Here is a 23610-nt window from a genome sequence, read left to right on the forward strand (position 1 = left end):
ACTTATAGGCACTATCTTAAAGGCGATTTGTTGACTGGAATAGAAATTTAATTTACTGAGGTGGACGTTGGCTCTGTAGTTTTGCACTCAAGCAATAATTGCTGAAAATGTGCCCCTAAGTCTTGCTTGGCAAATTGTTCACTCGCAAGCGCCATTTGCTTAAGACTTTGTAATGCTTGATCTAACCCCTGCTGCTCAATCAAGCTCTTTGCGTAAACAGCTGCATCGGCGCCTTTTTGCAGAAGACTTGCGAGCTTTTCAAAACTCACGTCCTGCTCCATCACTTTCTGTAAATCACCTAACAGTTCAGCTACCTTAGCCGATTCCACTAGCGAGCCTTCAACATTAACTAATTTTCCAAGCGGATCCTGCACAAGCTTTTGCGTCACGCAGGCTGAAACTGTGCCTGCCGCAGCGCTTTGTGCCACAACATCTAATCCATTAGCACGAATTTGTTCAACCACTTGCTGCAATTGTGGATCTTTAGCTAACCAAGCCTGCTCTAATTGTTGTTTTTCGTCGCTACCAAAATAGCCACAGCCAGACAGCAAAACCAGCATAGTAGCCGATAACACGCAGTTAACCCGTTTCATGGTGAGCCTCATTTATTCCATTCCAATGCAAAATATTATGGGCGTGACTATACCCAGCAATGTTTAACCGAAGATGAATAAAACAGGCTAAAAAATAGATAAAGACAGAAAGAATCATGGCTAAACGGGCTAGTACAACTTAGCGGTTTACGCAGTTTTTATGCGAATAAAGCTCATGATTTACGCGCTGACGATTAAGCTCTCAATACTGCTTAGTTGCGCCGTTAACTTCACCGCAATAGCAACATTACTAGCATGGGCTAAGCTCACTGCAAAACGGTATTCGTCGGTCAAACGCCCAAAATATGTCTGCCAATATAGGACGTCAGTATCGGGGCTTTTTAGTGAGATATTAGGATAAACGCTGAGCATAGGCGCTATCCCACAGGACTGTCTCACTTCGGCATTTTGACATGAAAGCTGAAGTGATGCGGCAGCTAATTGCTTAAATGGCTTAAGCTCAAAGGCAAAAGATTTAAGCGACTGCGCTAGACCTAGACCAGTGGCCTTAATATAGGATTCCTTTAATGCCCATAAATCGAAAAAGCGCTGCCGCTGGCTCGCTTCATCAGCTAACGCTAGCAATGCTGTGGTTTCTTGAGATGAAAAATAGTGATTTAAAATGGGATAAATATCCGTCTTTGGCCGCGATCTTTCAATATCAACGCCGAATAAAGCTGACTCAAGGCCATGAAACTGAGCTACACCAATCAACAGCCAATCGCCGCTATGGCTTAAATTAAACTCAAGCCCCGTTTGTTGGCGTAATTGCGCCGTTAAGCTTGGCTTTCCCTTAGCACTATATTCAAAACACCATTCTTTGGGTGATAAATCCGCATAGCAAGATAATACGGCTCGCAGCGCTGCTCTCACCTGCAATCCCTTCCCTTGCGCTTTTGGGGCGCGATAACGCGCCACCTTAGTGCGCTCATCATCACTTAACCAAGACTGGGCCAGCACGGTATGCAGCGATGACATCTCGCTAAACGGAATAAAAAATAGATCTACATTTACACTGCGTTCGCCCTTGCCCAATGTTTGAGCATCAGATACGGCAGGGTTAGGCTTTTCAGTATTTTGCGGCTGGTGCTCGGTCATATTTTGGCTTTGGGGAGCACACACTGCAGCGTTATGATCTGGATTCATTCTTCATCTTATATAGTGTTAACGACGTTTTAGAGTCACTTTAAATCGTATGATATTTTAATTGCATAATAAATCGTCGCACGATAGCGAAATTATCAGATTAAGGGTTAGAAAATCTAGCGATAACATCAAATTCGTCACCAATAAGACCTAAGCAGCTTAAGCCAGTAGGGGCTATTTTACCCTGTAAACTCAAAAAAACGGTTTTCATCTACATTACAAATATTACGTTAAATTTATCAAAGGATTAAAAGCTAAAAACCACAAACCAACATCTAACTGACCGCACAAAAAACAGGCTCAGCTCACAAAAGCCTACAATTCGCAGTCCCACATGATTGTATCGAACCCAAACCTCAGGTAACCTGCTTTCCCATTAAATGACACTGATGATAAGTGCTGAGCTGACAACAAGCGCCACCCTTTTCATAAAGACTGACTGTGGTAACTTCGTAAAAATCGCTTACCAGTCCCAATAGATTATGTCGGATGATAATTATTATTAATGGCAACTCACGACGCTCAATCTAAAACGCCGTCTTACGCTCCAAAGAGTACAACTCAAGCGGCGAAAAAAGGCAGTACACCTCGGCATCGCAACGCCACCACTACGCCAGAAATGCGGCTTTTTATTCAGCAATCGGATTTAAGCGTGAGCCAGCTGGCAAAGATTTTAAATATCACCGAAGCTACCGTCCGTAAGTGGCGTAAACGCGAATCCATCAGCAACAGTTCAAACACTCCTCACCATCTCAATACCACACTCACGCCGATGGAAGAATATGTGGTGGTAGGACTGCGTTACCAGTTAAGGCTGACCTTAGATAGATTACTCAGCGTCACTCAAACTTATATTAACCCCAATGTGTCGCGCTCTGGTCTTGCCCGTTGCTTAAAGCGTTATGGCATATCGCGACTCGATGAATTTGAAGCCCCACAAGTACCCGAACGCTATTTTAATCAATTGCCTGTGACTCAAGGCAGCGATATCCAAACCTATACGGTCAATCCAGAAACCTTGGCCAAGGCGCTGGCACTGCCCAGTACCGACGGCGATACTGTGGTACAAGTGGTGTCACTCACCATACCGCCGCACCTTACTGAGCAAACCCCAAGCTCTGTGCTATTAGGCATAGACACGGCAAGTGATTGGATTTATCTCGATATTTATCAAGACAGTAATACCCAAGCGACCAATAGATATATCGCCTATGTCCTTAGACATGGGCCGTTTCATTTACGAAAGTTGCTCGTTCGCAACTATCACACCTTCTTAGCCCGTTTTCCCGGTGCCCATGGCACGCCAAAGACAAGCGCGGCTGGATCCCAAAACAAGGTCACCGTATCCAGGTCGACCCGTGGAGACTCTTTATGAGCCATACCCCTTCTGTACCTAATTCTGCAACTGAGTCAAAAAAAGATAAACGGCTCAACAAACGTTTGAAAGATATGCCCGTTGCCATCGTCGGCATGGCTAGTATCTTTGCCAACTCGCGCTATTTAAATAAATTTTGGGATTTGATCAGCGAAAAAATCGATGCCATTACTGACATCCCTGACACCCATTGGCGCGCCGAAGATTATTACGATGCCGATAAAAGTAAAGCCGACAAAAGCTACTGTAAACGCGGTGGTTTTTTGCCTGAAGTCGACTTTAATCCAATGGAGTTCGGTCTGCCGCCCAATATTCTTGAACTGACAGATACCTCGCAGCTGCTGTCGCTAATTGTTGCTAAAGAAGTGCTTGCCGATGCCAATCTGCCCACCGATTATGATCGCGATCGTATCGGTATCACGCTAGGCGTAGGCGGTGGTCAAAAAATCAGTCAGAGCTTAAACTCGCGCCTGCAATATCCAGTATTGAAAAAAGTATTCAAAAGCAGCGGCCTGAGCGATGAAGACAGCGAAATGCTGATCAAAAAATTCCAAGATCAATATATTCACTGGGAAGAAAACTCTTTCCCAGGGTCCTTAGGTAACGTGATTGCGGGCCGTATTGCCAACCGTTTTGATTTTGGCGGCATGAACTGTGTGGTTGATGCTGCCTGCGCGGGCTCGCTTGCCGCTATGCGTATGGCGTTAACAGAGCTGACCGAAGGTCGCAGCGACATGATGATTACTGGTGGCGTCTGTACCGACAACTCGCCATCCATGTACATGAGCTTCTCAAAAACACCTGCCTTCACCACCAATGAAACCATTCAACCCTTTGATATCGATTCAAAAGGCATGATGATCGGCGAAGGTATCGGTATGGTCGCGCTTAAGCGCCTTGAAGATGCCGAGCGCGATGGCGACCGTATTTATGCGGTTATCAAAGGCGTTGGCGCATCATCGGACGGTAAGTTTAAGAGTATTTATGCGCCGCGCCCCGAAGGCCAAGCTAAAGCATTGGAGCGTGCTTACGACGACGCGGGTTTTGCACCTCACAGCATAGGCTTAATTGAAGCCCACGGCACAGGCACCGCCGCAGGTGATGTGGCTGAATTTAATGGTTTAAAATCGGTCTTTGCCCAAGGCAACGACACCAATCAACATATCGCGTTAGGTTCAGTAAAATCCCAAGTCGGGCACACAAAATCAACGGCGGGTACTGCGGGAGTTATCAAAGCGGCGCTAGCACTGCACCACAAGGTATTGCCTGCGACCATTAACGTCAGTAAGCCCAATCCAAAGCTGAATATCGAAAGCTCGCCATTCTATTTAAATACCGAAACGCGCCCATGGTTTCAGCGCGCCGATGCAACGCCGCGCCGCGCTGGCGTGAGCTCCTTTGGCTTTGGCGGTACTAACTTTCATTTAGTGTTAGAAGAATACAAACCTGAGCACAGCTCAGGCGATAAATACCGTCAGCGCAGTGTGCCGCAAACGCTATTGTTTGCCGCCGCCAATAAAACCGCACTGCTTAGCGAGTTAAAGGCGGCGTTGAGCCAAAGTAACAACGCAGGCAAAAGTGATAACACCCACCTGCGCCATATCGCTCTGCAGTATCCGCTGCGCGTATTGGCAAACAATGATGCCCGTTTAGGTTTTGTGGCTAAGGATATCGCTCAGCTACAAGCTCAATTGAATCAATCGATTGCGCATTTAGAAAGCGGGCACCTAGAAACCAGTGCAAGCGAGGCGTGGCAGTTACCTTCTGGTATCAACTACCGCTCTCATGCCTTAGTGGCTCAGAATGAATCAAAGAAAGTGGCCGCCCTTTTTGCCGGTCAAGGTTCACAGTACCTGAACATGGGCCGCGAACTCGCCTGCCATTTCCCCGAAATGCGCCAACAAGTGATGGCCAGCGATAAGGTATTTGCTCACCACGACCAAACGCCGTTATCGAGCATCCTGTACCCCATTCCAGCATTCGATACTGATGCTATTAAAGCCCAAGAAGCAGCGCTGACCAATACCCTGTTCGCCCAAAGCGCCATAGGCGCGCTTTCAATGGCGCAATATTCGCTATTAACTCAAGCGGGGTTCGCCCCCGATATGGTGGCAGGTCACAGCTTTGGTGAACTGTCAGCGCTGTGCGCGGCAGGCGTGATTTCGAGTGTTGATTATGTCGAACTGGCCTTCGCCCGTGGGCACGCCATGGCGCAAAAACCGAGCGATACCGCGAGTAAAGCAGCAGACACTGGAACCATGTACGCCATTATTCTTAAGCAAAAGAATGATATCGATGCACTCAATAGCTGTTTAGCCCAGTTTGATGGCGTTAAAATTGCCAACTACAACGCGCCAACACAATTAGTCATCGCAGGTGGCACAGAACAAACTCAGCTGGCCGCGAAAGCCATTAGCGAACTGGGCTTTAAAGCCATTGCCCTGCCTGTCTCTGGCGCGTTCCATACCCCATTGGTTGGACACGCACAAAAGCCATTTGCCAAAGCGATTGATAAAGCTAAATTCAGCGCACCTTCAATCGCACTTTATGCCAACGGCACGGGTCAATTACACCCAACCGATGGCAAAGCGATTAAAGCAGAATTTAAGCAACACATGCTGCAATCGGTTCGTTTTAGCGAGCAACTACAAGCCATGTATGACGCTGGCGCCCGTGTGTTTGTTGAGTTTGGCCCTAAGAACATATTGCAAAAGTTAGTTGAAAATACCTTAGGTGAACACTTAAATGAGCTTTGCCTTGTCAGCATGAACCCGAATCCTAAGGGCGACAGTGACAGTCAATTACGCTTAGCCGCAGTTCAATTAGCCGTAGCCGGTGTGGCGTTAACTGAGATTGACCCCTATCAAGCCGTCACATCACAAGAGATTGGCGAACGTGAAGCACCATCAGCAATGAACATTAAACTCACTGCCACTAACCATATTAGTGCTGCGACCAAAGCGAAGATGGCTAAATCCCTCGCCACAGGCAGCGTGACTAGCCAAGTGCAATATGTGGATCGCATCGTTGAAACAATTCTCGAAAAAGAAGTCGAAAAAATTGTTGAGAAAGAAGTCGTCGTTGAAAAAATCGTAGAGAAGGTTGTTGAAGTGGAAGCTATTAAAGTGGAAAAAATATCTCAGGGCATCGCGCAAGGCTTAAACAATAACGCACAACAAGCGTCTGCACCGTTAAGCTTAAGCACATCAAGCGTCAGCGGCGATGCGTTAACGGCATTTTTCAGCGCACAATCGCAAGCGGCGCAGTTACATCAACAGTTTTTAGCTATCCCGCAGCAATATGGCGATACTTTCACGACACTGATGACAGCACAAGCCCAAATGGCGAGCCAAGGCATTGCCATTCCAGAAAGCCTGCAACGCTCGATGGAAATGTTCCACCAGCATCAAGCGCAAACTCTGCAAAGCCATAGCGATTTTATGCAGCTACAAAGCAGTAGCAGCCAAGCGGCCTTGGCGATGTTAAACAATGCGCCGATTAACTTTACCCCTGCGGTTGCTCAGCCACGTCCTGTCGCACCAGCTCAAACGGTTCCAACGCCTGTTGCTGCAACGACAGTGGCACACAATGGAGCACCAGTAGCTACTCAGGCTGTACTGACGAGACCAGCGGTTAGCACACCTGTTGCGCCTGTTGCGCAAACAGCTCCTGTTGCTTATGCTCCTGCTGCGCCTGCGGTGACAGTACAAGTTGCACCAGTTTTAGTTGCACCTGCGGCGCCAGCAACGAGCAGTTTAAGTGCAGCCTTAGTACAACAAACTATGATGGCTGTGGTGGCCGATAAAACAGGCTACCCCACTGAAATGCTGGAACTTGGCATGGATATGGAAGCCGATCTTGGTATCGATTCCATAAAGCGCGTTGAAATCTTAGGCACAGTGCAAGACGAACTGCCGAGCTTACCTGAACTCAGCCCAGAAGATCTGGCCGAATGTCGTACCTTAGGTGAAATAGTTGACTACATGAACAGCAAGCTAGTTGCAGTTGGCTCGGTTTCAGCTACAACAGTAGCGCAAGTCACTGTTATCGCGACAACAGATAACGGTTTAAGCGCTGCCTTAGTGCAACAAACCATGATGGCTGTAGTCGCTGACAAGACGGGCTACCCCACTGAAATGCTCGAACTCAGCATGGATATGGAAGCCGATCTTGGTATCGATTCCATCAAGCGCGTTGAAATCTTAGGCACAGTGCAAGACGAACTGCCGAGCTTACCTGAGCTGAATCCTGAAGATCTCGCCGAATGTCGCACCTTAGGTGAAATCGTTGACTACATGAACAGCAAACTAGTTGCAGCTGGCTCGGTTTCATCTACAACAGCAGCGCAAGTCACTGTTACCGCGACAACAAATAACGGCTTAAGTGCTGCACTTGTCCAACAAACCATGATGGCTGTGGTGGCTGACAAGACAGGCTATCCCACTGAAATGCTCGAACTCTCTATGGATATGGAAGCCGATCTTGGTATCGACTCCATCAAGCGCGTTGAAATTTTAGGCACAGTGCAAGATGAGCTACCGAGCTTACCTGAGCTGAATCCTGAAGATCTGGCTGAGTGTCGCACCTTAGGCGAAATCGTTGGCTATATGAATAGCAAATTACCCGCAACGGTCTCTGTTGTAGTTTCTCCAACAGCACCAACGACTCCTGCTGCAAACGGCTTAAGCGCTGCCTTAGTGCAACAAACCATGATGGCTGTGGTTGCCGACAAGACAGGCTACCCCACTGAAATGTTAGAACTCTCCATGGATATGGAAGCCGATCTTGGTATCGATTCCATTAAGCGCGTGGAGATTTTAGGCACAGTTCAAGATGAGCTACCGGGCTTACCTGAGCTGAATCCTGAAGATCTGGCTGAATGTCGTACCTTGGGTGAAATCGTTGGCTATATGCAAAGTAAGCTAGGCCAGAATACTACGGCAAATGTGGTAAACGTCGCTGTCGCGGCTGAGCCAGTTATCGATTTGCCACCCCATGACTTACCACCCCATAGCGAGGTGGTGCTAAAAAAGTTGCCAGCGGCGGCTGAGCTAACGCAAAAAGCAGCGCAACTATCAGCACAACAAACTCTGACACGCGTTTTTGCTAAAGATGCCTGCATTATCATTAGCGATGATGGTCACAATGCTGGCGTACTTGCCGAGAAATTGCATGCTCAAGGTCTAACGGTTGCGGTTGTGCGCTCGCCAGAAAGCCTTGTAGCCAGTGCATCACCGCTCAATAGCCACATTGCCAGCTTCACATTAGCGGCGATTGACGATGCCAGCATCAGCGCAGTGATTAATGAGATCAAACGCTTAGGTACGGTTGCAGGCTTTATTCATCTGCAACCACAACATAAAACTTCAGCCAATGCGAAAGGTTTAGTGTTGTCCAGTGCCGCCAAAGCATCGGTCGAGCAAGCATTCTTGTTCGCCAAACACTCACAACCGCTTTTAACAGCAGCAACTGCCAATAGTGGCAGCAGCTTTATCAGCGTCAGTCGTATCGACGGTGGTTTTGGTTATCTTAACCATAATCTGATAGCTAACAGCGAGTTAAACCAAGCTGCATTAGCAGGTCTAACTAAAACCTTGAGCCACGAGTGGCCAAGCGTGCATTGCCGTGCCTTAGATATCGCGCCAGCACTTGATGCCAAGCAACTGGCCAATGCGGTGATCGCTGAGCTATTTGCAACCGATAAGCTATTAGAAGTTGGCATCTGTGAGGATCTGACACGCGTAACCTTAGTTGCAGGTAAGGCTGATACCCGCCACGGCGCAGCTAACTTGACGAGTGCAGATAAAATTCTAGTTACTGGCGGCGCAAAAGGTGTGACTTTTGAATGTGCCTTAAGTCTCGCAAAACGCTGTAAGGCGCACTTTATCCTTGCCGGCAGAAGCAGCCAACAAGCTATTCCCACTTGGGCACAGGGTAAAAATAACAGTGAACTTAAAGCCGCTGCTATTGCCCACATCCAAAGCCTAGGCGAGAAACCTACGCCAAAACAAGTGGATGCTTTAGTCTGGCCAGTTCAAAGCAGCCTGGAGATTGCATCTGCATTGCAAGCCTTTACTGCCGTAGGCGCCAGCGCAGAGTACTTAAGCCTCGATGTTAATAATCCAGACGCGATCGCCAGCACTATCGTGCCTATCACTGAGTTATCACCTATAACTGGCATCATCCATGGTGCGGGCATACTCGCCGATAAACACATCCAAGACAAAACCTTAGATGAGTTAGCACGGGTTTATGGCACTAAAGTCACTGGTATTAGCAATCTACTTACAGCACTGGATTTAGATAAAGTAAAACTGATCGCCCTGTTCTCTTCGGCGGCGGGATTTTACGGTAATAGCGGCCAGAGCGATTACGCTATGTCCAACGACATACTCAACAAAGCCGCACTACAACTGGCACAGCAACTACCAAACGCTAAAGTGATGAGCTTCGATTGGGGGCCGTGGGACGGCGGTATGGTGAATCCAGCGCTGAAAAAGATGTTTATCGATCGCGGTGTTTATGTGATCCCGCTAAAGGCGGGTGCTGAGTTATTTGCCAGCCAATTACTGAGCAACACAGGCGCACAATTACTGGTCGGTACGGACATGCAAGGCAGCGCGCCCCATGACGACACGCCTAACGAAGTGCAAGAAACTGAAGGTAGCAATCTAAAAAAGCCTGAAGCGGATCTGACCACTGACTCGTCGGGTCCGCATGCTTTGACCGACATGCTAAAACTAGGCACGGTAAAACTACAGCGCACACTGGACCCTAAGGCAATGATCTTTATTGAAGATCACTGCATTAATGGTAATCCCGTATTACCCACTGTGTGCGCGATTCAGTGGATGCGTGAAGCCGCCTTTGATGTGCTCAAGCAGCCGGTCAAAGTGCAAAGCTACAAGCTGTTGAAGGGCATTATTTTCGACACTGCCGTGTTACAAAATGGAGCGTTAGAAAGTGCAGCCCCCACCACGTTAGAACTTGAGCTTGCACCGATTGCGTTAACGGATAAAGCCGCGAAAGATACCGATGAGTGCTTGAATAGACAATTCAGTGCCTTAATCAGCTTTGAAGGTCGTCCGCAATATCAGGCCATCCTAGTCGTTGATGATACAGCGATTGATGATTTAGCCACTGACAGCAAAGCAAAAGCTTTCGACGCACAAAGTTTGATGGGACTTTCTGCCATTGCAACCGCGAGCAGCCTTTACAGCGACGGTACGCTTTTCCACGGCCCAAGACTGCAAGGTATTGAGTCTGTGGTGAAGTTTGACGATGCGAGCTTAGTCGCCAAGGTGAGTCTACCCCATGTAGCGTTAGCAGACTGCGGGAGTTTTGTGCCTAATCTCACGTCTAAAGGCTCGCAAGCCTTTGCAGAAGATTTGCTGCTGCAGGCGATGCTGGTATGGGCGAGACTCAAATATGGCGCGGCGAGTTTGCCATCAAGCATTGGTGAGTTTATCTCCCATGCGCCGTTTGCCTTTGGCGATAAAGGGTATCTAGTGCTCGAAGTAGTGAAACACTCTGGCCGCGCCCTTGAAGCCCATATCGCGCTATATCATCAAGATGGCCGCTTAAGCTGTGAGATGAACAACGCCAAAGTCACCGTCAGCAAAAGCCTTAACAATGCATTTTTAGCCAATAAAGTTGTAGTGGCAAAAAACGTAGAGGCAAAGGTCGGGTGAACTTAGCCAACACACACAGCAACCAAGCTGATATGACGATAAAAAAGCTTGCCAAGCCACTGCGTATTGCAGTGTTGCTTGGCGATACGGCCAATCTTGCAGCTCACTCCGTATCCAAATCCCCCGCCGCCAAATTAAGTAGCACTAAGCTAGCGCAAACTGGCGCTAAGCTAGAACAGCTTGAGCGGTTAGAAATTTGTGCGGCCGATATCGCCCAGTCGACATTACATGAACCAACATCAGTCACCGCATTATTAAGTCACACGATTAGCGCTATTGAACAAGGCAAGCTAATTGAACTTAAATTCGATGATGGCAATCAGCCGCAGTCTTTATATTTGCTCGATGGTTTACGCGCCGCCAAACTGCGCCTACACGCACATGCGTTTATAGCTGGCTTTGCCGCTGGCAGTGGGATAACAAGCGTTGCCGATGAGGCGTTAACGATAGCAAAACGTAGCCCAGCGCAAACTGTTCAACATCAAATCATCATTGACTCGCTGAACGAGGCCTTTATTGCACTACGCCAAGGCGTGATGGCCTTAGCGGCACGAACACAAGCGCCGCTAAAAGGTAAAGACGATACACATCATCAAGCTGGCTATTGGTTTAGCGGCCAACACCAAGCGCGGGTTTTATGTCTGAATTTAATAACAAAAAGTTTAATGACCAAAACTCTCAATCAAGCAGATATTTGCCAAAGTGTTGTACTGACCCAAGGCACACAACTATTAGCACCCAAGGCACTTGTCGATACAAGTAGGCTTTTTGTGCCGATAAGTGGTGACAATATTGATAATCTCATCGCGCAAGTATTGCAGATAGATAACACACTAAAAAATGGCACGGACTATCATGCTGAACAGCTCAAACCTTGGTTTGAACGCTATGATGCCAACGCGCCACTGGCGTTAGTCTTGATGGCGGCATCGATTGATGACCTAAAACTTGAAGCCAAAGCCATGCTTGGCGCGCTTGAAAATGATGCTGTTCATCATGGTCAACCCTTTAAGACACCAGCGGGTAGTTGTTTTAGCGCTAGGCCGCTAGGGGATGCGGGACTGACCTTTGTTTATCCTGGCGTTGGCACCGTTTACGCCAATATGTTCAATAACTTGCATGAATATTTCCCCGCGCTGTATCACCAGCTAGAACGAGAAGGCGATTTAAGCGCCATGCTGCAATCACCGCAGATTTATGCGGCAGATGTAAAAACTGCGGCTGGCATGAGCCTAAGTCAACAAGCGATTAGCGGCGTGGGCGCCAGTTACCTATTCACCAAGTTGTTAACCCAAGCCTTTAATATTAAACCAAAAATGGCGCTCGGTTACTCCATGGGCGAAGCGGCAATGTGGGCAAGCCTTGATGTGTGGCAAACGCCCCACGGAATGATTACCGCCACTGAAAATAGCGATATTTTCAACCATGCGATTTCTGGTGAGCTAACCGCTGTCCGCCGAGCATGGCAGCTTGCAGATAATGAAGCCATAGTGTGGAACAGCTTTGTAGTGCGCGCTGATAGCAACGAAATCAAGGCATTATTGCCAGAGTTTCCTCGCGCCTACTTAGCCATCACTCAAGGTGATACTATTGTCATTGCTGGCTGCGAGGCAAGCTGTAAAGCCCTACTTGCCAAATTAGGTAAGCGCGGGATTGCCGCCAATCGCGTCACGGCAATGCATACCGCGCCTGCCATGTTAGTCCATGGACAAGTACAAGATTTCTATACTCAAGCACTAAACGCCGATGCCGAGTATTCGCCGATCCGCTTTATTAGCGCAGCGCAAACTGCGCCAGTAATCGTGGATAGCCACAGCATTGGCCGCGCGATTGCCGATACCTTTTGCTCGCCACTCGACTTTAGTGCACTCATTCAAAATGCCACTGAGCAAGGCGCAAGGCTATTTGTTGAAGTGGGCGCCGATAGGCAAACCAGTACACTCATCGATAAAATTAGCCACGCACACGCAAGCCAAAGCACTGCGAACGCGGCGACAGCCGCCATTGCTTGCAATGCCAAGGGTGCTGATGCGATTACCAGCTTACTCAAGTGTTTAGCTCAGCTGATAAGCCACAGAGTACCGCTTTCACTGGCGCCGCTCATGCAGCCATTAAGTGCTAATGCAGCCCCTTTATCATCAGCAGTATCACCAGAAGGAGAACCCCTGTGAGTTCTCAGCATTCCTCGACTATTGATAAAACTACCGAGCCTATGATTGCATCAAAAAGTGCGTCAAAAATTGCGATTGTCGGTCTCGCGACTCAATATCCTGACGCAGATAATCCCCAAACCTTCTGGCAAAATCTGCTGGATAAAAAAGACTCACGCACCCAAATCAGTCGCGAAAAGCTCAATGCTAATCCCGCCGATTATCAAGGTGTGCAGGGTCAGTCAGACCGTTTTTACTGTGATAAAGGCGGCTACATCCAACACTTTGAGTTTGATGCCAAGGGTTATCAACTGCCTGAGTCTGCCTTTGACGGTTTAGATGAAAGCTTTTTATGGGCACTCGATTGCAGTCGTAAAGCCCTTCAAGACGCAGGAATTGCCCCAAGCGATGCCGTACTGGCGCGCACAGGTATCGTGATGGGAACCTTGTCGTTCCCCACCGCCCGCTCCAATGAATTATTTTTGCCGCTGTATCATCAAACCGTTGAAAAGGCGCTGCAAAACAAACTGAACCAAAGCGCTTTTCAACTGGCTGACTTTAACCAAGCTCATGCGGGTAAAGAGTTCAACGTCGAGCCAGCATTAAACGTCGCCAATGGCGCCGTTGCCCACACAGCCTCAAAGCTGGTCAGCGATGCACTCGGTTTAGGTGGCACTCAGTTAAGTCTGGACGCCGCCTGCGCTAGCTCAGTTTATGCGCTCAAACTCGCCTGCGATTACCTGACCACAGGCAAGGCCGATATGATGCTTGCTGGCGCAGTGTCGGGCGCGGACCCTTTCTTTATCAACATGGGATTCTCAATTTTCCATGCCTATCCAGATCACGGCATCTCGGCGCCCTTTGATAGTAACAGCAAGGGTTTATTCGCCGGCGAAGGCGCTGGGGTTTTAGTGTTAAAACGTTTAGACGATGCGCAGCGCGATGGTGATAACATCTATGCCGTCGTTAGCGGCATTGGTTTGTCGAACGATGGTAAAGGCCAGTTTGTATTAAGCCCCAACAGCAAAGGCCAAGTGCAAGCCTTCGAGCGCGCCTATAGTGCGGCAAATACTCAGCCTGCCAATATCGAAGTGATTGAATGCCATGCCACAGGCACACCGCTTGGCGATAAGGTCGAACTTGCCTCGATGGAGCGTTTTTTTGAGGACAAACTCGCGGGCTCTGCTGTGCCGCTTATCGGTTCGGCAAAATCCAACTTAGGCCATTTACTCACCGCCGCGGGCATGCCGGGGATCATGAAGATGATTTTTGCCATGCGCTCGGGTCGACTGCCGCCAAGTATTAACTTATCAGCGCCGATATCCTCACCTAAGGGCTTATTTAGCGCTAAAAATTTACCGACAGAATTGCATGTTTGGCCAGATAAAGCCGGCAATGACCGCCGCCACGCCGGTGTTTCCGTGTTTGGTTTTGGCGGCTGTAACGCGCATTTGTTGCTGGAATCCTATGCTGCCAATACAAACAAAAAGAATGAACAACCTGCAGCCACTGTAAGTTACCAGCACACGCCATTAAATATCATTGGTTTAGCATCGCACTTCGGCCCTTTATCCTCCATTAATGCACTGGGTAACACCATAAGCGCAAAGCAACATGCCTTTATCCCGCTGCCCGCTAAACGCTGGAAAGGCTTAGATAAACATCCTGAGATCTTAGCTAACTTTGGCTTACCTGCTGTACCACAGGGCGCGTATATCGACCAGTTCGATTTTGACTTCCTGCGCTTTAAAGTGCCGCCCAATGAAGACGATCGCTTGATCTCCCAGCAATTGCTGTTGATCAAAGTGGCCGATGAAGCGATTCGTGATGCCAACTTAAAACCCGGCGGCAAGGTTGCCGTATTAGTGGCAATGGAAACCGAGCTTGAATTACACCAATTCCGTGGCCGCGTTAATCTGCACACCCAACTGGCAGACAGCCTTAAAAAACAAGGGATAACACTCACACAAGCTGAGTATGTTGCCCTTGAAAAAATCGCTATGGATAGCGTGCTCGATGCAGCCAAACTGAACCAATACACCAGTTTTATTGGCAACATCATGGCGTCACGCATCGCATCCCTTTGGGACTTTAACGGCCCCGCCTTTACTATTTCGGCAGCCGAACTTTCAGTCGCCCGTTGTATCGATGTGGCCGAAAACCTCTTGTCCCAAGAGTCCTTAGATGCCGTGGTGATTGCCGCCGTCGATTTAAGTGGCAGCCTTGAGCAAGTGATCCTCAAAAACGCCGTATCGCCAGTGGCATTTACTGCAACTGATACTGGTTGGAAAGTCGGTGAGGGTGCTGGCGCGTTAGTGCTCACTACAACACAATCAAGTGCAGCCCAATCAAGCACTGCCGCTGACAATACCCAAAGTAATAGCAACAGTTATGGTCACATCAGCGGTCAAGTGTTTGGCGCTATGTGTGATATGCAAGGTAACAACACAGCGCGCATTTGCAATGACTTGTTAACCCAAACTAAGGTGAATAGCAGCCAAATTAGTTTGATTGAAACCAGTGTTGCAGTTGAGCAACTTGCCGATTCAGAGGCGCTCAATACGCAGCTGCCGAGTGTAAATCAGCGCAGCCAAGCCGCCGATACTGTGGGACATTGCTTTGCCGCGGCGGGTATGGCGAGTATGTTGAGCGCGCTGTTACAGCTTAAAAACCATGTTCCCCAGCATCAACCAATGCAGCACGCACTCGTTGCCACGTTTAGCCAAGGTAAATGCTCGCAGTTATTGCTCAGCCAAAGTGCCACGCAAGCGCACAGTTTGCAGCAAAGGCTTGAACAAGACTTAACGCTTTCTGAGCAAAAACACTTAATTAAACAAGTGACACTCGGTGGCCGCGATATCTATCAGCATATCCTAGATACGCCGTTGGCGGACATAGATGCAATACAGCAAAAAGCCCAAGCCATCACTGCATTGCCAACGCGCAGCCAGCGCAAGCATTTGGTCCAAATAGCTAACCAAGGCACTCAGGGCTTTGCCACACGCAGCCAAACTACTGAACAACAAAAAGAGACATTAAGCAGCATGCCAATTAATGCCCTAAGCACGCCCAATAACAACGCCGCTCAAGCAGAGCTAAAAGACGCTGCATTTTTAAGAAACCAGCAACTTGCCAGTGAAGCACATTTAGCCTTTTTACACAGCCGAGCTGAAGGCTTAAAACTGGCCGATGTTTTGATGAAAGCCCAGATTGCCAGCGAGTTAGCCACCCATGGCCAAACTACGACAGTGCAACAGCAAGCCATCGTTCCTGCGTATGCATCGGCTCATACACCAGAGCTAGCCGCTGTTGTTAACTCAGAAGCAAACCCAGCTGCGTCTAATCCAAACCATGCACTCTATCCCAATCATGCAAAAGTGCCGCAGTACACACCGCCAACACCGATAAGCAAGCCTTGTATTTGGGATTATGCGGATTTAGTTGAATACGCCGAAGGTGATATCGCTAAAGTATTTGGCCAAGATTACGCCATTATCGACAGCTACGCCCGCCGCGTACGCCTGCCAACCACCGACTATTTACTGGTATCTCGGGTGACAAAATTAAACGCCCAGATGAACCAATATCAGCCTTGCACTATGACCACCGAATACGACATTCCTGTCGATGCACCGTATTTAATTGATGGCCAAATCCCGTGGGCTGTGGCGGTTGAATCAGGCCAATGTGACTTGATGTTAATCAGCTATTTAGGTATCGATTTTGAGAATAAGGGCGAGCGCGTTTACCGCCTACTCGATTGCACCCTGACCTTCCTTGGCGACTTACCGCGCGGCGGCGACACCCTGCGCTACGATATTTCTATCAATCACTTTGCCCGCAATGGCGATACCCTACTGTTTTTCTTCTCCTACGAATGTTTCGTGGGTGATAAATTAATTCTTAAGATGGATGGTGGCTGTGCGGGCTTCTTTACTGACAAAGAGCTAGCCGACGGCAAAGGCGTTATTCACACTGAAGCTGAAATCAAAGCTCGCAACCTTGCATTGAACAATCCGAATAAGCCGCGCTTTAATCCGCTGCTTAACTGCGCGCAAAACCAATTTGATTACAACCAAATCCATAAATTGCTCAGTGCCGATATCGGCGGCTGTTTTGGCGGCGCGCACGCAGCGCATCAAGCGCAATATGGTTTGCAGCCATCCTTAAGTTTTGCATCCGAAAAATTCCTGATGATTGAACAAGTCAGCAATCTTGAGGTGCATGGCGGCGCGTGGGGCTTAGGTGCAGTACAAGGTCATAAGCAGCTCGAAGCTGATCATTGGTATTTCCCGTGTCATTTTAAGGGTGACCAAGTGATGGCGGGGTCATTAATGGCCGAAGGCTGTGGGCAATTACTGCAATTTTTTATGCTGCATATTGGGATGCACGCCAGTACAGAAGAAGGGGGCGTCAAAAACGGTCGTTTCCAGCCGCTCGAAAACGCGTCGCAAAAAGTGCGCTGTCGTGGTCAAGTGTTGCCGCAATCTGGCCTACTCACCTATCGTATGGAAGTTACTGAAATAGGCATGAGCCCGCGCCCTTACGCTAAGGCGAATATCGATATTCTGCTTAATGGCAAAGTGGTGGTGGATTTCCAAAACCTTGGGGTGATGATCAAAGATGAAGCCGAATGCACCCGCTACCCTGCGGATAATACCGTCAGCACAGTTAACAATGCATCGCTTGCTTGGACAACGCCAGCATCATTAGCCGCGCCGCTGATGCAGCAGCGACCTGATTTAACCGCGCCAAGTAATAAAGGCGTAGTACCACTTAAGCATGTGCCAGCACCGATTGCGCCAGCAGGTTCTAAGTACGCCAACCGCGTGCCAGATAGCCTGCCATTTACGCCGTACCACATGTTCGAATTTGCCACGGGCGATATCGAAAACTGCTTCGGCCCCGATTTCAACATCTATCGCGGCTTTATTCCACCGCGCACGCCTTGCGGCGATTTACAGCTCACTACCCGCGTAATTGCGATTGACGGTAAACGTGGCGAGCTGAAAAAGCCATCATCTTGTGTTGCCGAATACGAAGTACCCGCAAATGCTTGGTATTACGATAAAAACAGCCATCCAAGCGTGATGCCCTATTCTGTGCTGATGGAAATATCACTGCAGCCAAATGGCTTTATCTCAGGCTATATGGGCACCACCTTGGGTTTTCCCGGTCAAGAGCTGTTTTTCCGTAACTTGGACGGTAGCGGTAAGCTGCTGCGCCATGTGGATTTACGCGGCAAAACCATAGTGAACGACTCACGTCTATTATCGACTGTGATTGCTGGCAGCAACATTATCCAGAATTTCAGCTTCGAGTTAAGCTGCGATGACGAGCCTTTCTACCAAGGTAAAGCGGTATTTGGTTACTTCAAGGGCGATGCGCTGAAAAACCAACTCGGCATAGACAACGGCAAGCTCACACAGCCTTGGCATGTGCAAAATGGCATAGCCGCCGATAGCCAAATCAATCTGTTAGATAAACAGCATCGCAGTTTTAACGCGCCAGAAGGTCAGCCGCATTACCGTTTAGCCGGCGGTCAGCTTAACTTTATCGACAAAGCCGAAATCGTGAAAGCGGGTGGTAAAGCGGGCCTTGGCTATTTATACGCCGAGCGCACGATTGACCCGAGTGATTGGTTCTTCCAATTCCACTTCCATCAAGATCCGGTAATGCCAGGCTCATTAGGGGTTGAAGCGATTATCGAGCTGATGCAAACCTATGCGATTGACCAAGACCTTGGTGCGGGCTTTAAGAGCCCTAAATTTGGCCAAATTTTATCAGATATCAAATGGAAGTATCGCGGCCAAATTAATCCATTAAACAAACAGATGTCGCTGGATATACATATTACCAGCGTGACAGACGATAATGGCAAACGCATCATTATGGGCGATGCCAACTTGAGTAAAGATGGCCTGCGAATTTATGAAGTTAAAGATATCGCCATCTGTATTGAAGAAGCTTAATGCGTTAAATTCTATTTATTGAATCACTTAAAATAATCCTGCCGCTGCGTTGGCTTTACACCCGAACTTTTACCCAGGTAAAACAACGTAGCGGCAATAAAAACGAGACCCAAGATGACTAGCCATACTCTAGATCAATTCAATAACAATAATGAAAAACTCAGCCCTTGGCCGTGGCAAGTCAACGATGCAGTGCTGAGCTTTGATATCGACTCATTAGGTAAAAAACTCAAAGATTTAACCCAAGCCTGCTACTTAGTTAATCACAGCGAAAAAGGCTTAGGCATTGCGCAAACGGCCGAAGTGACCACCAGTGACAGCCAAGCGCCATTTGGCTCACACCCTGTTAGTGCCTTTGCCCCTGCCCTTGGCACCCAAAGTTTAGGTGACAGTAATTTTCGCCGCGTTCACGGCGTTAAATACGCTTACTACGCCGGTGCTATGGCTAACGGGATTGCTTCGGAAGAACTGGTTATTGCGCTGGGTCAAACGGGCATTTTATGCTCCTTTGGCGCCGCCGGGTTAATTCCATCGCGCGTTGAAGCAGCCATTACCCGCATTCAAGCAGCGCTGCCCAATGGCCCTTACGCATTTAACTTAATTCACAGCCCAAGCGAGCCGGCATTAGAGCGCGGTAGTGTTGAGCTGTTTTTAAAACATAAAGTACGCACGGTCGAAGCCTCAGCATTTTTAGGCTTAACGCCGCAGATCGTCTATTACCGCGCAGCGGGCTTGAGCCGTGATGCGCACGGCGAGATTGTTATTGGTAATAAAGTCATCGCAAAAATAAGCCGCACTGAAGTCGCAACTAAGTTTATGGAGCCGGCGCCTGCCAAAATTCTGCAGCAATTAGTGAGTGACGGTCTTATCAGCCAAGATCAAATGGCGATGGCATTACTTGTGCCTATGGCAGACGACATCACCGCCGAAGCCGACTCAGGCGGTCATACCGACAATCGTCCATTGGTCACGCTATTGCCGACCATTTTGGCGCTTAAAGATGAAATACAAGCTAAGTATCAATATAAAACGCCCATCCGTGTGGGTGCTGGTGGCGGCGTTGGTACACCCGATGCGGCATTAGCCACCTTCAACATGGGCGCGGCGTTTATCGTCACAGGTTCAATCAACCAAGCTTGCATTGAAGCGGGCGCGAGCGAACACACGCGTAAGTTACTCGCCACTACCGAAATGGCCGATGTCACTATGGCGCCAGCGGCGGATATGTTCGAAATGGGCGTGAAATTACAAGTGGTTAAGCGCGGGACCTTATTCCCGATGCGCGCCAATAAATTATACGAAATCTACACCCGTTACGATTCAATAGAAGCCATCCCTGCGGACGAGCGTAAAAAGCTTGAAGAGCAAGTGTTCCGCGCATCACTCGATGATATTTGGACAGGCACTGTCGCCCACTTTAATGAGCGCGATCCTAAGCAAATTGAACGTGCGCTGGATAATCCAAAACGCAAAATGGCGCTGATTTTCCGTTGGTATTTAGGTTTATCGAGCCGCTGGTCAAATGTTGGTGAAATCGGCCGCGAGATGGATTACCAAATTTGGGCAGGCCCGGCGCTCGGTGCATTTAACGCGTGGGCTAAAGGCAGTTATTTAGATGACTATAAAGCCCGTAACGCGGTGGATTTAGCCAAACATTTAATGGTGGGCGCGGCGTATCAAGCGCGCATAAACCTATTGCAGTCCCAAGGGGTAAGTATTCCTGTGACGCTACAGCGCTGGAAACCACTGAATCGTTTTTAAGCGCTAGCAGTAAGCGTCTTTAAAGCCGATGCTTATCAGTGTCGGCTTTTTTAATGGGCTGTCTTTTAAAATAAATTGTGCATGATGCACTTTTTGGACATTTTACGACTGAAACTCTTACCGAAGATTAGGTAAAAATTGCCTACTACATCACTACCAGCGCCAATCTGCAGCAACACGTGAATATTAATAACAACTAAAAATCAAAAACTTAATAGATATTTATAAAGTTGGCACTAAGATAGCAATATAACTATTACCATTAACCAGTAGCCATTAACCTTCAGATGATACCAAAGATCAGATGCAGGATTAATACAAGGGCAAGGAGGTTTATATGTTAGGTTGGACATTGATATTTCTAATTGTTGCACTGATTGCAGGTGTATTTGGATTTACCGGTATTGCGGGCGCCGCAGCGGGGATCGCAAAAATTATTTTCTTTTTGTTTATTGTATTACTGGTGATTTCATTGCTGATCAACGCCTTTAAAGGTAAAGGGCCGCGACTTTAATTTTAATTTTTAGAAAGGAGATAGATATGAAACCATTTACCCTGATGAGCACCGCAGCACTAACCTTATTCCTCGCTTTAGGTTTATCAGCCTGTAGTGATAACAATGCCGAAAGTGCTGGTGAGAAAATTGATGACGCGATTACCGATACAGGTAATGCCATCGAAGATGCCTGTGAAGATATTAAAGAAGGCGTTAATGCTAAAGATAAAAAGTGCTAATAGCCGTTAAGTTTAGGGTGGCAATGGATAAATCCATTGCCACCCTTTTTGATCTACTTGAACTGCAATAATTTACCTACATAACGGATACCAATAACCTTGGAGGAGACCTATGCTAGCCAACATTCACATTAAGTATTTCTACTTTGCGGGTGCTGTGATATTGGCCAGCTTAGCGATTATAGGTAGCTCCCCCTTATTGACGTTTATATGTGCTTGGATAAGTTTGTCATTATTTTTAGTCGGATCAGCATACTGGTTTAATCTGGCGAACATTTTTAGAAAGCGTCAAGATGGCACAATTCCTTGGTATATTCGCTGGGGTTTTATTCCCTTTTTACTGGGTAGTCATTTCTATAACTACTGGGCCAGAAAATATGATTCTGTGCCATCAATACAAAAAATTGACGAGCAACTTTACCTCGGTAGCAGGTTAGTCCCTGCCGATCTTGCCAACATAAAAGCCAATGGGATCACAGCAATTCTTGATGTTACTGCTGAATTTGATGCGCTGGACTGGTCACAATTTGAAGATCATATCGAGTATTTAAATATTCCCATCCTCGACCATAGTGTGCCAACGAGTGCCCAGATCAATCAAGCGGTTAACTGGTTACATCGCCAAGTTAGAGCTCAAAAAAACGTGCTTATTCATTGTGCTATGGGCCGTGGCCGCTCAGTATTAGTTCTGGCAGCCTATCTGGTTTGCCAAGATAAACACCAAAGTTTCCCAAAGGTTTTGCAACGCATAAAACAAGCTCGAAAAACGGCGGGATTAAATAAATGGCAATTAAGAGCCGTTGAAAAAATGTACCACCAAAAACAAATTAACATTCATAAAGTGGTATGGATTATCGCTAACCCTGTCTCGGGTGGCGGAAAATGGCAAGAATATAACGAACAAATTCAAAGTGAGCTTAAGGCATATTTTGATGTTCATTTAGCGTTAACAACAGAGGATGTTTCAGCCAACACCCTCACCAAACAAGCCCGTGGTGCTGGCGCTGATATTATTATCGCCTGCGGAGGTGATGGCACTGTCACTGAGGTTGCCTCAGAAATTGTCGATACCGATATCGCATTGGGCATAATACCTTTAGGTACGACTAACGCCTTAAGTCACGCTCTATTTGGCTTAAGCAGTAAACTGATCCCAGTATCTCAAGCCTTGGATAACATTATCCAAGGCCATTACCAAGCCATAGATACCGCCCGCTGCAATGGACAGTTAGTGTTATTACTTGTGGGTATCGGCTTTGAGCAACAAATGATTGAATCAGCGAGCCGTGAGCGTAAAAATGCCCTAGGGCAACTCGCCTATCTCGATGGGTTATGGCGCGCGGTCAATGCCAATAATGCGCTGACTATCCAGCTGAGTTTAGATGATGCAGAGCCGCTAAATATCACCACCCATAGCCTTGTTGTTGCTAATGCGGCGCCCTTCACTAGCGTACTCGCGCAGGGGGATGGCGAGCCAAATATGACAGATGGCTTGCTTGATATTACCTGGTTAAATTCGGCGGATGACCCTAGTGATAAACTCTTGAGCCTGGCAGAGCTGATGATGGCCGGATGGATAAAAGAAGACCGTTCTGAGACACATAAAAAAGCAGCCATAACCGAGCAGTCTCTGCAAACTCGCAGCAGTAAAGTTAACCACGCCCATGCAAAAAAAGTGCGTATTAGCTGTCAACCAAAGTGTAAGTACGTAATTGATGGCGAACTATTTGAGCCAGACGACATATATATTGAAGTCCAGCCCACATCGCTTAAGGTTTTTATTCCCTATCAAGAACCGGCTATAGAAACTGAATCGTTTTTATAATGAATGTTTAAATCAATTAACTGACATAAAGCCAAGATCACCACTGGCGTAAAACATAAGTATTCAATATCTAATAATCTCGGCGTAATGGTGCTAAGCCACTCAATGTTAGGCTCTAAACACATCTCTATTAGCACTCAAAAACTGGGGTTATAACGATGTAATCGTAAGCGTAGATGGCGCCGCGACCTGCTCAAAAATGATGTCGCAGGCAGCCAAATGCCCACTACTGTTTAAACCATGAAATATGACCACATTTAGCACAACTGACATGTGCTGCGCTCCGATTTGCCCAATCAAACTTAAAAAACGTAGCCAATGCCGTATTTAACTGAGCCCGGCCTAACCAAAATAAATCATGA

The 23610-nt window shown here is 47.7% G+C and carries 10 protein-coding genes; 8 read left to right on the plus strand and 2 right to left on the minus strand.

Features of this window, described 5'->3' with window-relative positions:
- Positions 1 to 47 precede the first annotated feature (47 nt).
- The gene (locus L2717_RS01965) at positions 48 to 593 is read right to left on the minus strand and encodes a hypothetical protein (protein WP_220772683.1); all 546 of its coding nucleotides are present in this window, start codon (positions 591 to 593) and stop codon (positions 48 to 50) included.
- Between the two features lie 180 nt (positions 594 to 773).
- Positions 774 to 1739 carry a 4'-phosphopantetheinyl transferase family protein gene (locus tag L2717_RS01970; protein ID WP_220772684.1) on the minus strand — a complete coding sequence of 322 codons (966 nt, stop codon included), beginning with the start codon at positions 1737 to 1739 and terminating at the stop codon, positions 774 to 776.
- Between the two features lie 505 nt (positions 1740 to 2244).
- Here L2717_RS01970 and L2717_RS01975 point away from each other — a divergent pair.
- The 8 genes from L2717_RS01975 to L2717_RS02010 all read left to right on the plus strand — a co-directional run bounded on the left by L2717_RS01975 (position 2245) and on the right by L2717_RS02010 (position 23248).
- Positions 2245 to 3114, plus strand: a complete 870-nt coding sequence (locus L2717_RS01975) for a helix-turn-helix domain-containing protein (protein WP_220772685.1) — start codon at positions 2245 to 2247, stop codon at positions 3112 to 3114.
- Positions 3111 to 10805 carry a type I polyketide synthase gene (locus L2717_RS01980; RefSeq protein ID WP_220772686.1) on the plus strand — a complete coding sequence of 2565 codons (7695 nt, stop codon included), beginning with the start codon at positions 3111 to 3113 and terminating at the stop codon, positions 10803 to 10805. Before L2717_RS01975 ends, L2717_RS01980 begins: the two co-directional genes overlap by 4 nt.
- A 32-nt stretch (positions 10806 to 10837) precedes the next feature.
- Positions 10838 to 12976 (plus strand): PfaB family protein, encoded by a 2139-nt coding sequence (locus L2717_RS01985; protein WP_220772687.1) that lies wholly within the window; start codon positions 10838 to 10840, stop codon positions 12974 to 12976.
- Positions 12973 to 18927 (plus strand): hotdog fold thioesterase, encoded by a 5955-nt coding sequence (locus L2717_RS01990; protein WP_220772688.1) that lies wholly within the window; start codon positions 12973 to 12975, stop codon positions 18925 to 18927. Before L2717_RS01985 ends, L2717_RS01990 begins: the two co-directional genes overlap by 4 nt.
- A gap of 114 nt (positions 18928 to 19041) precedes the next feature.
- Complete coding sequence (gene pfaD / locus L2717_RS01995) at positions 19042 to 20688, plus strand: eicosapentaenoate synthase subunit PfaD (protein ID WP_220772689.1); 1647 nt, start codon at positions 19042 to 19044, stop codon at positions 20686 to 20688.
- A 337-nt stretch (positions 20689 to 21025) separates the two neighbouring features.
- Positions 21026 to 21202, plus strand: a complete 177-nt coding sequence (locus L2717_RS02000; protein ID WP_076496813.1) for a DUF1328 domain-containing protein — start codon at positions 21026 to 21028, stop codon at positions 21200 to 21202.
- Between the two features lie 26 nt (positions 21203 to 21228).
- Complete coding sequence (locus tag L2717_RS02005) at positions 21229 to 21423, plus strand: hypothetical protein (RefSeq protein WP_076496814.1); 195 nt, start codon at positions 21229 to 21231, stop codon at positions 21421 to 21423.
- A gap of 112 nt (positions 21424 to 21535) precedes the next feature.
- Positions 21536 to 23248, plus strand: coding sequence for a diacylglycerol kinase family protein (locus tag L2717_RS02010; RefSeq protein ID WP_220774375.1), 1713 nt, complete (start codon positions 21536 to 21538; stop codon positions 23246 to 23248).
- The last annotated feature ends 362 nt before the right edge of the window (positions 23249 to 23610 follow it).

Origin of the sequence: Shewanella glacialipiscicola (assembly GCF_023283485.1) — a bacterium.
Lineage (GTDB): Bacteria > Pseudomonadota > Gammaproteobacteria > Enterobacterales > Shewanellaceae > Shewanella > Shewanella glacialipiscicola.